Source organism: Bradyrhizobium sp. HKCCYLRH3099, from assembly GCF_051167855.1.
Classification (GTDB): domain Bacteria; phylum Pseudomonadota; class Alphaproteobacteria; order Rhizobiales; family Xanthobacteraceae; genus Bradyrhizobium.
Genome location: NZ_JBNPTW010000008.1, coordinates 155,071 through 168,261, shown reverse-complemented (window position 1 = coordinate 168,261; position 13,191 = coordinate 155,071). Strand labels below are relative to the sequence as shown.

Sequence of the window (13,191 nt, the reverse complement as noted above, 5' to 3'; positions counted from 1 at the left end):
TGGCGTGGAGTGAGCGATGAACAGGTTCTTGGTCGGTGCTGCCGCTGTGGCGGGGTTGGGCGCAGCGGCTCTCGGATCGGTGTCGGCGCAGGCGGCCGACCTCGGCTATGGGCGCCGCGCGCCCTACACGGTGAATCAGCCGCTCAATGCCTATAGCTGGGCCGGACCCTATCTCGGCGGCACGCTGGGCTATGAATGGGGTACGGTCGGCAACAACCCGACCAAGCCCTCGGGCCTCACCGGCGGCATCACCGCGGGCTACAACTGGCAGAACGGCCCCTGGGTGTTCGGCGCGGAGGGCGACTTCAACCTGACCGGCGCCAACGACACCTTCGCGCCGTGGAAGTTCTCCAACCCGTGGTTCGGCACCCTGCGGGGCCGCGCCGGCTACGCCTTCAACAACATCCTGTTCTACGGCACCGGCGGTCTCGCCTTCGGCTCGTTGCGCGCGGAGACCTTCGGCCTGTCGGAATCGCACACCACGGTCGGCTGGACGCTCGGCGTCGGCACCGAGGTCGGCCTCGCGCAGAACTGGAGCGCCAAGATCGAGTATCTCTATGTCGATCTCGACAGCAGCAATTTCGTGATCACGGGGGCGAAGAACGACTATCGGACGGGACTGGTGCGCTTGGGCATCAACTTCCGGTTCTGATGGCAAGACGGGATAGGAAGAAGAAACGTCGAACGACAACCTCCCGGCCGCTCGCGCGGCCGGGATTTTTTTGTTGTCGCCGTCGCTGACGCACGCGCGTGATCGCGCAGCCTGTCCGCATGGATCGCGCGGGCAAGCGTCGGCTGCACGGCCGTCAGCTTTCGAGAGTCGGATCGATTGACGTCGGAGCGCGCCCGCTACGACCGGCTGCGCCGAAGCGCCGCGACGATCGCGCGGGCCTCCGTCAAGACGACAGCACCAGGTTCACCGCTTTCGGTCCCTTGCCCTTCTTGTCGGGCTCGACCTCGAAACTGATACGCTGTCCCTCGGTCAGGTCCTTCAGGCCCGCGCGCTCCACCGCCGTGATGTGCACGAACACGTCGCGTCCACCGTCGTCCGGCTTGATGAAGCCGTAGCCGCGCTCACCATTGAAGAACTTGACCGTCCCAGTCATGGCCATCGGGAAACTCCTCCCCCGCAATGCTTCCTCCACTGCGCGCCCTGCGCAGCGTCCGACCGGACATCACTTTGATCGGAAAGCGTTGGCCACCTTAACGACCGGCGCTCGTCGCGCCGGATCGTCGGTACTTATTAGGCCTTGATCACCCCGCCGCAACCATTCGCGGAAGCGGAACGTAAAGCCAGTCTTACAATCAGACACAATAATACGGTTCCGCGTCCGTTGACCATGGCTTTTCGAGGTATACAGGCTTCAACCTTTGGGGATTTCCAGCCGGAAGCGTGCGGCGCCGCCCTGGCCGAGCGGCCGCTGCAACTCCTGCATGATGAGCTTCAACTCATCATGCAATGTCCAGGGAGGGGTGACGATCAGCAGTCCCGTCGAGGTCAGCGCCTCCCCCTCGATTTGCGGTGCAACGCTGAACTCGAGTCGCAACAGCTTGCCCGCCGGCTTGGAGCTACCTACCAGCTCTGCGACACGATCGGTCAGTTCCTCGGTCGCGCGGCGGGTCTTGGCGGGATACCACAGCACATAGATACCGGTCGGCCACTTCACATAGGCTGCGGCGAAGCGCTCGGCGAGCCGCGCGAACTCATCCTTGGCCTCGAAGGCCGGATCGATCAGCACCACGCCGCGGCGCTCGTTCGGCGGCACGAAGGCGGGCAGGGCGACCCAGCCGTCGAGATCGACGACGCGGGCCTGCGTGTCGCGCCGCAGTGCGTCGATCAGCTGCTTGCGCGGCACGGGCGCCAGCTCGCACAGGGTCATGCGGTCCTGCGGCCGTAGCAGAGCGCGTGCGATCAGCGGCGAGCCGGGATAGGCGACGAGTTCGGCTTTCGGATTGAACGATCTGACGATGTCGAGATATGGCGACAACAGTGCATAGGCCTGCTCGGACAGCCGCGCCTGCAACAGCCGTGCGATGCCGGTGAGATATTCGCCGCTGCGCGTGGCCTCGTCGCCGGTGAGGTCGTAGAGGCCGGCGCCGGCATGGGTGTCGATCACCCGGAATGCCGCCGGCTTCTCCTGGAGGTAGACCAGGATGCGCGTCAGCACGATGTGCTTGATGACGTCGGCAAAGCCGCCGGCGTGAAAGGCGTGTCGGTAGTTCATGCCGCACGGGTTACGCCGTTCCGCGCCAAAAGGGTACCCCGTCGATGCGTCGGCGGTTCATGACGCTGCATCTGCCGGCCGCGCCGACATCGCCGCATGGCGAGAGCAGGGGCGCTGCCACCGCTCTCTCGGCGAGATTCTAGCCGCCGCGCACCGGTGGCATGTTGACCTCGTCGCGGCGGCAGGCCTGGCGGTCGACCTCGTCGCAGCTGCGGAATTCCAGATCCTTCGACAGGCAGATGCGAACCTCGCTGAGCCGGGTGCGGTTGCAGGTCACGGCTATGCCCGACGTCGTGAGCTTGGGATTGGCCTTGATGAAGGCGTCCTCGACGGCGGCCGGCGAGACCGTCTTGGCCTGCGCCAGATCGAGAAACTCCGGCGGGATCTTGATCGCGGCGCGCGCTTTGCGGATCGCCTCGAAATAGGCCTTCGCCGACAGGCCGGCGCAGGTGCCGTGCTTGTCCCATTCGTTGTAGATCAGCCCCGGCGCCGGCATCAGGTCCAGCATCGAGGTCATGATGTTGCGCGGCAGGCGCGGCGCCGGCTGCTCGCAATATTCGGGATAGCCGGTCTCATATTGCGGCCACAGCCCATGCACGACGAAGGAGTAGGGCCGGCCGCTGCATTGCTGCGACTTGCTGCCGCGTCCGCCGCGCTCCTCGGCCTCGGCGCAGAACGACGGCGACCAGGACAGCGACAGCACGTAGAAGTCGAATGCGCCGGGCGCATTCTGACGGCGGTCCTGGGCCCGCACGGGCAGGGCCGCCAGCAGGCAGAGCAGGAGCGTGAGGCAGGCAACCAGTTGGGATACACGGACGGCAGGTCGGCGCAGGCAATCGGACATGGCGGGCTCCCCGGACAATGCCGGGAGGGTAGCAGTCCGCCGGAACATTTCAAGAACAAAAAGGCCGCCCTGGCGGGCGGCCGACTGATTCGGCTGGTGTCAGCGACTCAGGGCTTGGCGGCGCGGCAGGCCGGATTGTAGGCCCAGTTGCGGTCGAGGCCGACGACGCAGAACTCGACGCCCTGGTCATAGCCGGCAAAGCCGCCGTCCTCGATGATCGAGAAATTCACGGTGCGCGCCTTGCCGTCGCTGATCATCACGCTGCCGGTGCAGAAGCGGCGCGGAATGTTGTCGGACTGCCAGGGGCGGAAGGCGATCTCATGCACGTTCGCAACGCCGGTAATGGTCAACGACGAATTCCAGAAGGTGCTTTCCTTCTCCTGGAAGCGCGACACCACGGTCGGAATGGCCGCTTCGCAAGGGGCGACCCGGCCTTCATATTTCGGACCGGACAGCCAGAAATTCATCTCCAGCGGATTGGCGGCCTGGGCCGGAGCGCTCGCGACGAGGCCGGCGAGCAGCGCGCCGCAGGCGGCGCCGAACGTCTTGATGCCGAGCGTCTTAAAGGAGGTGCTGAAGTCGCGCATGGGGCGTCCGCAAGTCTGATCCGGGAGCATGGACCGTGCCGTGGCGGCCACAGGAGGTCAAGTGCAACGCGGCAACACTCCACGATTAGTCCTGTTAACCCGGGCGCGGTGTTCTTTTCTTGGCCGGACAGGACCTTTAGAATGGCAGCCAGCTCAAGGAGATTGCAATGCGGACGCTGAAGGCCGGACTCGTGAAGACTGCAGGCCTCGCGGCCGTCGGGACGCTGTTGGCGGTCGCATCCGCCCAGGCTGACTATGTGCCGGCCTTCAAGGGCAACGACACCGGCGGCATCATCGCCTATCAGCTGGCCCAGACCACGGATGCGCGCCAGCTCGCAGTGGATCATTGCGCCTCCTACGGCAAGGTCGCGAAGTTCAAGGCTGTCGATGCCCGCTATGGCGGCTATGTGTCGTTCGCCTGCCGCTGGGTACCTTACGGCTCGGCGCAACGGCCGCTGCGGACGCTGTACTGATCTTCGATCCACTGCCGTTCGCTCGATCGACGTTCTCCTAATTGCCATCTTTTGGCGGCATTCGCTCCGGCATCGCGCAACGATCTGGAACGAAGCTGATGACCCGCACCCGCACCGCCCTCGGCCTGTTGGCCTGCTGCCTTCTCAGTGTGGCCGCCAGCCATGAGGCTCGCGCCGTGGACCTGCCGGTCCGCAAGGCGGGGCTATGGGAGCTGAAGATGATGCGGTCCGGCAGCCAGCAGCCGGACGCGACGATGCAGCATTGCACCGACGAGTCGACCGACAAGGAGATGAACAACTTCGCTTCGCCGATGGCGCAGCAGGTCTGCTCCAAGCAGGAGATCCAGAAGACGGCGACCGGCTATGTCAGCGATTCCGTCTGCAATTTCGGTGGCATCAATACGACGTCGCATGCCGACATCACCGGCGACTTCAACTCGGCCTATACGGTGAAGACGATGTCGAAGGTCCAGGGCGGCGCCGCAGGCACGACGGGCGTGAAGGACACCGCCATGACGATCGAGGCCAAATGGCTCGGCGCCTGCAAGCCGGACCAGAAGCCCGGCGACATCGTCATGCCCGGCGGCATGAAGATGAACATCAAGGACATGAACAAGCTGAAGAACCTGATTCCGGGCGTGAAGCAGTAGCTCTCGCCGCGGGCTCGGTCCGCTCCCCTCCCCCTTGCGGGGAGGGGTCGGGGGTGGGGGTCCCCCGGGCGCGGAGCGCGGTTGGGAGTCTGTTCTCTCTTCGTTGCGTTTGGCGGGCTTTAGACCGACAACACACATGCATTCTGTCGGAGGAGCCGGGTCGTCGTCTCACTGACAGCGGAATTTGTGGACCCCCACCCCCGACCCCTCCCCGCAAGGGGGAGGGGAGAGGACTGCTCGTGTTGTGATATATCGACTCCGACTGCCGCGCAGCGCTGCGCCTACACCGGAATCCGCACGCTCGCCCGCAAGCCGCCCATCGGGCTGTCGCTCAGGGTAATGTCGCCGCCATGCGACCGCGCGATGTCGCGGGCGATGGCGAGGCCGAGGCCGGTGCCGCCTTCGTCCTGGTTGCGGGCGTCGTCGAGGCGCAGGAACGGCTTGAACACCTCCTCGCGCATGGCCGCGGGAATGCCGGGGCCGTCATCGTCGACGGTGATGGTGAGGTAGCGGTGGTCGCGATGGCCAGTGATGGCGATGGCGTCCGCGTGGCGCGCGGCGTTGGAGACGAGATTGCCGAGGCAGCGCTTCAGCGCCTGCGGCTTCACCGTCACCACCGGCAGGCCGTGGAACGACACCGTGGCGGAATGGCCGTTGCGCTCGGCATCGCCGCGCAATTCCTCCAGCGCGTTGGAGATGTCGGTCGGCTGCGCGATCTCGCCATTGTCGCCGCGCGCGAACGCCAGATAGTCCTCCAGCATATGCGACATCTCGTCGACGTCCTTGCGCATGGCGTCGATCTCGGGACTGTCGCCGAGCAGCGCCAGTTCGAGCTTGAAGCGCGTCAGGATGGTGCGGAGGTCGTGGCTGACACCGGCCAGCATCGCCGTGCGCTGCTCCATCGCGCGCTCGATGCGGGCCTTCATCTCCAGAAACGCATGCGCCGCGCGCCGCACCTCGCGCGCGCCGCGCGGCCGGAAGTTCGGCACCTCGCGGCCCTTGCCGAAGCTCTCGGCGGCGTCGGCGAGCCGCAGGATCGGCTTGATCTGGTTGCGCAGGAACAGCACCGAGACGATCAAGAGGATCGAGGACGTGCCGACCATCCAGAACAGGAAGATGTCGGTGTTCGACGCATAGGCCGCGCCGCGCTGCGCGAACACCCGCATCACGGCATCATCGAGCGCGATGCGGATCTCGACCAAATTGGAGCGGCCGACGGTGTCGATCCAATAGGGGCGGCTGATCTGGCGGCCGATCTGGCTCGACAGCGACTGGTCGAGCAGATTGAAGAACGGCTTCGGTCCGGGCGGCGGCATATCGCCGGCGGGCAGGAAGTCGACCACGAGATTCAGCCGCTGCTGCGCGATCCGGCGCAGCATGGTGCGGTCCTTGTCCTGCGGATAGCCCTTGTAGATGTCGATCAGCGCGGCGACGTCCTGCACCACCGCGGCCGACAGGCGCCGCGTCACCGTGTTCCAGTGCCGCTCCATGAACACGCCGGCGACCACCGTCTGCAGGATCACCATCGGCACGATCATGATCAGCAGCGCGCGGGCATAGAGTCCGGTCGGCATCCAGCCCTTGAAGGCATTGCCGACAATGCTGTTGGCGCGCGACACGCGGCGGGAGGCGGTGCGGATCAGGGTGAGGCCGGTGTCGAGCGTGGTCATGATGTGCGCAATCGCTGCATGCGTCCGTCATCGCGAGCGAAGCGACGCAATCCAGAGTCATTGCGGGACCCTGGATTGCTTCGCTTCGCTCGCAATGACGAGGAGAGATCGGGGCGCTTCACGTCCTGCAGCGGCGAGGCGACAGCCTTCGCCCAGGCGCCGGTCTGCTCCCTCTCCCTGTCGTTACGGGGAGAGGGCTGGGGAGAGGGGCAGCCGCACGGGGAGTGTTCGTGGTGAGACCTGTACCCCCTCACCCCAACCCTCTCAGCGCGAGCGAAGCTCGTCGCGTCCCCGCATCCGCCTTCGCTCTTCGAGCTACGGCGGACAAGAGCGGGGAGAGGGAGCGCACCGAGCGCGGTGCTCCATCTCGGCTCCAACTTGCTCCCCGACGCCAACATGGAGGAGGCCCTATATGCCCTCGTACCAAGGACGAGCGGGTCAGTGCGCTGCTTCAAAAGCCCGCTCATCCTCACCCCGACGTCATCAGCCGATAGCCGATGCCGCGCACGGCTTGCAGGAACAGCGGGTTGGCGGGGTCGATCTCGAGCTTGCGGCGCAGGCGGTTGATCTGGACGTCGACGGCGCGCTCGTTGACGGTGCCGTTGCCGGTCAGCGCGCCGCGCGGCACGGTCTCGCCGCGGGCATTGGCGAGGATGCGCAGCATCTCGCGCTCGCGGTCGGTGAGGTGGACGATCTCCTCGCCCTGTTTCAACTCGCCGCGCGCCAGATGATACACGAACGGGCCGAAGCTGATCTGCTCGATGACCTCCTCGGCCGGCGGCGGCGCGGCGCGCTTGAGGATATTGCCGATGCGCAGCGCGAGCTCGCGCGGCTCGAACGGTTTGGCCACGTAGTCGTCGGCCCCGAGCTGCAGGCCCTCAATCCGGCTCTCGGGCTCCGCGCGCGCCGTCAGCATCACGATCGGCACCGATGACTGCGTACGGATGAAGCGGGCGAGATCGAAGCCGCTTTCGCCGGGCATCATCACGTCGAGGATCAGGAGATCGAAATGCAGCCCCGTCAGCTTGGCGCGGGCATCGCTCGCGCTCGCCGCCGTGGTGACGCGATAGCCCTCGCCGCGCAGGAAGCGTGACAAGAGATCACGGATGCGGCGGTCGTCGTCGACGAGCAGGAGATGCGGCGCGTCGTCGGCCGGCGTCTGCTGCTGATGCGGGGCGATGGCGGTGATCGTCACGGTCACTCCTTGGCAGCGGCGACGGGCGTCCTGAAGATCGCTTCCAGCACCTTGTCCGGATCGTCGCGATCGATCATCGCGCGCAGGAATTGCCGGACCTTCTCGGCACCGGCCGGTCCGATCTGCTCCAGCGCGCGATCGATGCGCTTGGTCTGCAGGCCGGCCAGTTTGGCCACCAGCGCCTCGCCCTTGGGGGTGGCGAAAAGAAGGCGCTGCCGGCGATCATTGTTGCCGGTCTTCTGCACGATGTAGCCTTCGTCGAGCAGCTGCTTCAGCACGCGCCCGAGCGACTGCTTGGTGATGCGCAGGACGTCGAGCAGATCGGCGACCTTCAGGCCGGGATAGCGTGTGACGAAATGCATCACGCGATGGTGCGCGCGGCCGAAGCCGAACGCCTCCAGCTCGTGGTCGGCATCGCCAACGAAGTCGCGATAGGCGAAGAACAGAAGCTCGATGATGTCCCAGCGCAGCGGCTCGCCGCCGGCGGCCGCAGCGGGCTCGGCCGGGCGCACATCGGGGCTCAACGTCGGAGACGAGAAATTTATGTCAGCCATATTGACGTTTCTGCGGTTCAATGTTACAAAACAATCGCCCGCCACGAAATTTTAGATCGTTTCATCGGCGGGTGATCGTCTCAAGACGTGTCCGAACGGGCCGAAAGCAACCCCGACGGGCAACCCTTGGCGGTGTATTCAACAACCGTGTGATGTCGAGCGGCATTTCGGCAAACCATACTGGACTTCCGCGAGGCGCAAAAGCATGTCCTGTCGTGGCATGCTTGCTTGGCAACCCGGCGCGACGCCGGTCACGGCAGGTCTGAAAATTCAAAGGACGACGGCCCGGATCGACGGGGCGGCGCCAGAACTCGCGAACGGCGACCAGAGCGGGGGAAGCAAGGACATGACTTTGACATTCGACATCAAGCCGACTGCGAACCCGACCTCCGACCAGGAGCGGGCGGCCAAGCTCGCCAACCCCGGCTTCGGCCGCGTGTTCACCGATCACATGGCCGTGGTCCAGTACAGCCAGGACAAGGGCTGGCACAGCGCCCGCGTCGAGTCGCGCGCCAACTTCCCGCTCGATCCGGCCGCCGCCGTCCTGCACTACGCGCAGGAGATCTTCGAGGGCCTGAAGGCCTACAAGCGCGACGATGGCGGCGTGAATCTGTTCCGGCCCGACGCCAACGCCAAGCGGTTCTGGAATTCGGCCGAGCGCATGGCGATGGCGCAGCTGCCCGAGAGCGTCTTCATCGAGGCGGTCGAGCAGCTCGTCCGCATCGACCGCGCCTGGATCCCCGGCGGCGAGGGCAGCCTCTATCTGCGCCCGTTCATGATCGCCAACGAGGTGTTCCTCGGCGTGAAGCCGTCGGCGGAATACATCTTCGCCGTCATTGCGTCTCCGGTCGGCTCCTATTTCAAGGGCGGCCCGGCCCCGGTCTCGATCTGGGTGTCGGAGAACTACACCCGCGCCGCGGTCGGCGGCACCGGCGGCGTCAAATGCGGCGGCAATTACGCCGCGAGCCTGAAGGCGCAGGCCGAGGCGATGGCGCAGGGCTGCGACCAGGTCGTGTTCCTGGACGCGATCGAGCGCCGCTATGTCGAGGAGCTCGGCGGCATGAACGTGTTCTTCGTGTTCGCCGACGGCTCGCTGTCGACGCCGCCGCTCGGCACCATCCTTCCCGGCATCACCCGCGACTCCATCATCAAGCTGGCGCGGGACGCCGGCCGCGAGGTGCGCGAGGAGGCGTATGCGATCGACCAGTGGCGTGCCGATGCCGCGAGCGGCAAGCTCAAGGAAGCGTTCGCCTGCGGCACCGCCGCGGTGATCTCGCCGATCGGCAAGGTCCGCTCGGTGAGCGGCGACGTCCTGATCAACGGCGGCGACGCCGGCCCGGTCGCCATGGGCCTGCGCAAGCAGCTGGTGGATATCCAATACGGCCGAACCCCGGATCCGCACCAGTGGATCAGGGATGTGAAGTAGGGGTGTGAAGCAGGGGCAGCCCCCTTCGGCTGGCAATTTCTGGGCACAGTCGAGTTCTGGCACAGTCGAGCCGCGATGACGGTCTTCTCCCCTCCCCCTTGCGGGGAGGGGTCGGGGGTGGGGGTCCCCAGCAAAGACTCCCCGTGTGGACCCCCACCCCCAACCCCTCCCCGCAAGGGGGAGGGGGGGCGCACCGCATGCGGAGCGAAATGCTCGGCCCACATTGCAGGCTGAAGCCCAGCCATCGCGTTCAACGTCATACCCGCCCTTCCGGTTGCCGCACCCTTCCTCGGCTGCTACCACCCTCTCAACGCATTCCATCCTGTAGGGTGGGCAAAGGACCGCGATAGCGGGCCGTGCCCACCGCTGCGATGTCATCTAGCCCATGGTGGGCACGCTGCGCTTTGCCCACCCTACGGTCGAGTCCCCATGTCCGACAAACCCAAGAAACCCCAGAAGCTGAAGGCGCGGCTGCCGCGCGGGCTCGAGGATCGCGGCCCCGCGGCGATCGCGGCGACGCGCGAGATGGTCGAGAAGATCCGCGTGGTCTACGAGCGCTACGGCTTCGAGCCGGTGGAGACGCCGGCGTTCGAATACACCGATGCGCTCGGCAAGTTCCTGCCCGACCAGGATCGCCCGAACGAGGGCGTGTTCTCGTTCCAGGACGATGACGAGCAGTGGATCTCGCTGCGCTACGACCTCACCGCGCCGCTGGCGCGCTATGTCGGCGAGCGCTACGGCACCGATGGCCTGGTGCTGCCGTATCGCAGCTACCGCTCGGGCTACGTGTTCCGCAACGAGAAGCCCGGCCCCGGCCGCTTCCGCCAGTTCATGCAGTTCGATGCCGACACCGTCGGCTCCGCATCGCCGGCGGCCGATGCCGAGATGTGCATGATGGCGGCGGACACGCTGGAGGCGCTCGGCATTGCCCGCGGCGACTACGCGATCAAGGTCAACAATCGCAAGGTGCTCGATGGCGTCATGGAGGCGATCGGCCTCGGCGGCGACGAGAACATCGGCCGCCGGCTGACCGTGTTGCGCGCGATCGACAAGCTTGATCGGCTCGGCGAACGCGGCGTGCGCGAACTGCTCGGCGCCGGCCGCAAGGACGAGAGCGGCGACTTCACCAAGGGCGCGGGGCTCGACGAGACGCAGATCAGGAAGATCGAGACCTTCGTCAATGCGCGCGCGCTGGTGGCGCCGCCGACGCTCGCTTACGCCGGCGACAAGGATGTCGCGCAGCGGCTCGCGGGCGATGCCGATCGCAAGGAGAGCGAGTACGAGGTGGCGCGCCGCATCGTCGACATGCTGCGCGAGACCTTTGCCGACTCGAAGCTCGCGGTCGACGGCCTGAACGAGCTCATCGAGATCGCGCGCCTGGTCGATGCCGCCGGCTATCACAGCCAGATCATGGTCGATCCCTCGGTCGTGCGCGGCCTCGAATACTACACGGGCCCGGTGTTCGAGGCGCAGCTGCTGGCCGCGATCCCGAACGAGAAGGGCCAGCCGGTGGTGTTCGGCTCGGTTGGCGGCGGCGGCCGTTACGATGGTCTCGTCTCGCGCTTCCGCGGCGAGCCGGTGCCGGCGACCGGATTCTCCATCGGTGTCTCCCGTCTGCAGGCCGCGCTGACCTTGCTCGGCAAGCTCGACACGCGGCCGGCCTTCGGCCCCGTCGTGGTGACCGTGTTCGATCGCGACCGCGTCGCCGACTATCAGAAGATGGTCTCGACCCTGCGCGGCCACGGCATCCGCGCCGAGCTCTATCTCGGCAATCCGAAGAACATGGGCAACCAGCTCAAATATGCCGACCGCCGCAACGCGCCCTGCGTCATCATCCAGGGCTCGGACGAGAAGGCGCGCGGCGAGGTGCAGATCAAGGATTTGATCGAGGGCGCCAAGGCCGCGGCCGCGATCGCCTCCAACCAGGAATGGCGCGAGAGCCGCCCGGCGCAGGTTTCGGCCAAGGAAGACGAACTCGTCGCCGCCGTCCGCGAGGTGCTCGCGCGGCATGACGTGAGCTGGGGGTAGGGGAAGGCCGTCATGTGCGGGCCTGACCCGCGCATCCATCACTTCAAACAATTCCGACGATTTCAGAAGATGGATTGCCGGGTCAAGCCCGGCAATGACGAGCTTCAGACAAGGCTGACTAACAGGGAGCAACCAATGCCCGAGATCACCATCAACATGGCCGCCGGCCGGACCGACGAGCAGAAGACCAACATGATGCGCGACATCAGCAAGGCGCTGGTGACGCATCTCGGCGTCGATCCCGAGGCCGTCGTCATCCAGATCAACGAGGCGCCGCTGACCCACAAGATGAAGGGCGGCAAGACCTTCGTCGAGCGCCTGGCCGAGCAGAAGAAGTAGTGCGCGGTCGTTCCGGCGAAGCGGGGCCAGCCCAGCCGGCATCGACAAACACCGCCGTCGTCCCGGCGAAAGCCGGGACCCATACCCCCAGGGAGCGGTTTGAGGCACGCCGGTCGTTGGCCTTTTGCCCAACACGACCGGCACGGCGTATGGATCCCGGATCGGCGCCTCGCCGCGCTGTCGCGCGTCGTGGCTTGTCCGGGATGACCGCGGAATTTGGAGCCACCCATGGACGCACGTGACATCATCAAGCCGGGCATGCGCGCCGAGCGCCTGCTGGTCGTGCCGCCGGAGCGCACCGTCGGGCACTTCGCGCCGCATATGCCGATGGTCTATGCGACGCCAATGATGATCCTGGAAATGGAGATGACGTCGGGCGACGCCATCAATCCGGTGCTGCCGCAGGGCTGGGTCACGGTCGGCACCGAGGTCAATATCCGCCATCTCGCGGCCTCGCCGGTCGGAGCCACCATCCGCACCGTGGCCGAGGTGATCGAGGTCGAGCGCCGCGTCATCCGCTTCAACGTTGAAGCCTATCATGGCGAGACCAAGATCGGCGACGGCCGCCACGGCCGCGGCCTGATCAATGTCGAGCAGTTCAAGAAGCGCTTCGGCGTGCCGTAGGGCAGTTAGACCGACTGGCCCGTTTTCAACAGCGAGCAGCCGGTGATCTTGAGGCTGCCATCGGGCTGGACCTGCAGCGTGTACAGCGCCTCCCAGGCCTGGCCGTCGGGATCGACGATGTGGACGCGCTGCGCGACGCTGTCGCCTTCGACCTGCGCCGCGCCGAACTCGAAGCTACGGTGGCGATAGACCGGCGGGTAGCCGCTCTTCACCATGCTCATGAAGATCTCGATACTCGGAAACAGCGCCTGGATTTCGGGCGCTGCCTGCGCATAGGCGGTCGCGCCGTCATCCCGAGCTAAGGCCTGCTCCTGGGCGCGAATGACGCTTTGCGCGGCGCCGGCGTCGGCTGCGCTTGCGGATTGCGCCCATAACGACAGCAGCAGGACGAGCGGCATCAGAATGCGCATGTCGTGTCCTCCATCGGCAGTTCGGATCATAGATATCATGCGCCACGCGCCGCCCGTGACAAGCCTGCCGTGGCGCGTCAATGTCGCGGGCCGGTGTCGATCCACCGGCCGGACTGTGTCGACGCCGTCACGTCTTCGCGAGCCAATATCCGCGAGCCATGCGACC

General features: G+C 66.1%; 15 protein-coding genes. 7 read left to right on the top strand and 8 right to left on the bottom strand.

Annotated features, from left to right (window positions below; genetic code table 11):
• Positions 1 to 16 precede the first annotated feature (16 nt).
• Positions 17 to 652: an outer membrane protein gene (locus ACQR1Y_RS17945; RefSeq protein ID WP_434856132.1), complete on the top strand. Its 636-nt coding sequence runs from the start codon at positions 17 to 19 to the stop codon at positions 650 to 652.
• Positions 653 to 896: 244 nt separating this feature from the next.
• Here the strand turns inward: ACQR1Y_RS17945 and ACQR1Y_RS17940 are convergent, their stop codons facing one another.
• The 4 genes from ACQR1Y_RS17940 to ACQR1Y_RS17925 form a co-directional block, all read right to left on the bottom strand.
• A complete protein-coding gene (locus tag ACQR1Y_RS17940; RefSeq protein WP_006612991.1) occupies positions 897 to 1,112 on the bottom strand; it encodes a cold-shock protein in 216 nt (71 codons plus the stop codon).
• A gap of 252 nt (positions 1,113 to 1,364) precedes the next feature.
• On the bottom strand, positions 1,365 to 2,225 hold the full coding sequence (locus ACQR1Y_RS17935) for a 23S rRNA (adenine(2030)-N(6))-methyltransferase RlmJ (protein ID WP_434877586.1): 861 nt from the start codon (positions 2,223 to 2,225) through the stop codon (positions 1,365 to 1,367).
• 139 nt (positions 2,226 to 2,364) lie between these two features.
• Positions 2,365 to 3,069, bottom strand: a complete 705-nt coding sequence (locus ACQR1Y_RS17930) for a ribonuclease T2 family protein (RefSeq protein ID WP_434877585.1) — start codon at positions 3,067 to 3,069, stop codon at positions 2,365 to 2,367.
• Positions 3,070 to 3,176: 107 nt separating this feature from the next.
• A complete protein-coding gene (locus ACQR1Y_RS17925) occupies positions 3,177 to 3,656 on the bottom strand; it encodes a hypothetical protein (RefSeq protein WP_434856129.1) in 480 nt (159 codons plus the stop codon).
• 167 nt (positions 3,657 to 3,823) lie between these two features.
• On the opposite strand from ACQR1Y_RS17925, the gene ACQR1Y_RS17920 reads away from it, so the two are divergent.
• Together ACQR1Y_RS17920 and ACQR1Y_RS17915 are read left to right on the top strand one after the other, a co-directional pair.
• Entirely contained in the window at positions 3,824 to 4,129 is a 306-nt protein-coding gene (locus tag ACQR1Y_RS17920; protein ID WP_434856128.1) for a hypothetical protein, read from the top strand.
• Between the two features lie 98 nt (positions 4,130 to 4,227).
• Positions 4,228 to 4,779, top strand: coding sequence for a DUF3617 domain-containing protein (locus ACQR1Y_RS17915; RefSeq protein WP_434877584.1), 552 nt, complete (start codon positions 4,228 to 4,230; stop codon positions 4,777 to 4,779).
• A gap of 281 nt (positions 4,780 to 5,060) precedes the next feature.
• Here ACQR1Y_RS17915 and ACQR1Y_RS17910 read toward each other — a convergent pair whose 3' ends face one another.
• The 3 genes from ACQR1Y_RS17910 to ACQR1Y_RS17900 form a co-directional block, all read right to left on the bottom strand.
• Positions 5,061 to 6,449, bottom strand: a complete 1,389-nt coding sequence (locus tag ACQR1Y_RS17910) for an ATP-binding protein (RefSeq protein ID WP_434856126.1) — start codon at positions 6,447 to 6,449, stop codon at positions 5,061 to 5,063.
• 469 nt (positions 6,450 to 6,918) lie between these two features.
• Positions 6,919 to 7,650: a response regulator gene (locus ACQR1Y_RS17905; RefSeq protein WP_434877583.1), complete on the bottom strand. Its 732-nt coding sequence runs from the start codon at positions 7,648 to 7,650 to the stop codon at positions 6,919 to 6,921.
• Positions 7,647 to 8,198: a MarR family winged helix-turn-helix transcriptional regulator gene (locus tag ACQR1Y_RS17900; protein ID WP_434877582.1), complete on the bottom strand. Its 552-nt coding sequence runs from the start codon at positions 8,196 to 8,198 to the stop codon at positions 7,647 to 7,649. Before ACQR1Y_RS17900 ends, ACQR1Y_RS17905 begins: the two co-directional genes overlap by 4 nt.
• Positions 8,199 to 8,544: 346 nt before the next feature.
• Between ACQR1Y_RS17900 and ACQR1Y_RS17895 the strand changes: the two genes are divergently transcribed.
• The 4 genes from ACQR1Y_RS17895 (at position 8,545) to ACQR1Y_RS17880 (ending at position 12,615) form a co-directional block, all read left to right on the top strand.
• Complete coding sequence (locus tag ACQR1Y_RS17895; RefSeq protein WP_434877581.1) at positions 8,545 to 9,624, top strand: branched-chain amino acid aminotransferase; 1,080 nt, start codon at positions 8,545 to 8,547, stop codon at positions 9,622 to 9,624.
• A gap of 429 nt (positions 9,625 to 10,053) precedes the next feature.
• Positions 10,054 to 11,652 carry a histidine--tRNA ligase gene (gene hisS, locus ACQR1Y_RS17890; protein WP_434877580.1) on the top strand — a complete coding sequence of 533 codons (1,599 nt, stop codon included), beginning with the start codon at positions 10,054 to 10,056 and terminating at the stop codon, positions 11,650 to 11,652.
• A gap of 12 nt (positions 11,653 to 11,664) precedes the next feature.
• Entirely contained in the window at positions 11,665 to 11,991 is a 327-nt protein-coding gene (locus tag ACQR1Y_RS17885) for a tautomerase family protein (RefSeq protein WP_434877579.1), read from the top strand.
• Between the two features lie 228 nt (positions 11,992 to 12,219).
• On the top strand, positions 12,220 to 12,615 hold the full coding sequence (locus ACQR1Y_RS17880) for a thioesterase family protein (RefSeq protein ID WP_434877578.1): 396 nt from the start codon (positions 12,220 to 12,222) through the stop codon (positions 12,613 to 12,615).
• Positions 12,616 to 12,620: 5 nt separating this feature from the next.
• On the opposite strand, the gene ACQR1Y_RS17875 is transcribed toward ACQR1Y_RS17880, so the two are convergent.
• Positions 12,621 to 13,025 (bottom strand): DUF4864 domain-containing protein, encoded by a 405-nt coding sequence (locus ACQR1Y_RS17875; protein WP_434856549.1) that lies wholly within the window; start codon positions 13,023 to 13,025, stop codon positions 12,621 to 12,623.
• Positions 13,026 to 13,191 lie beyond the last annotated feature (166 nt).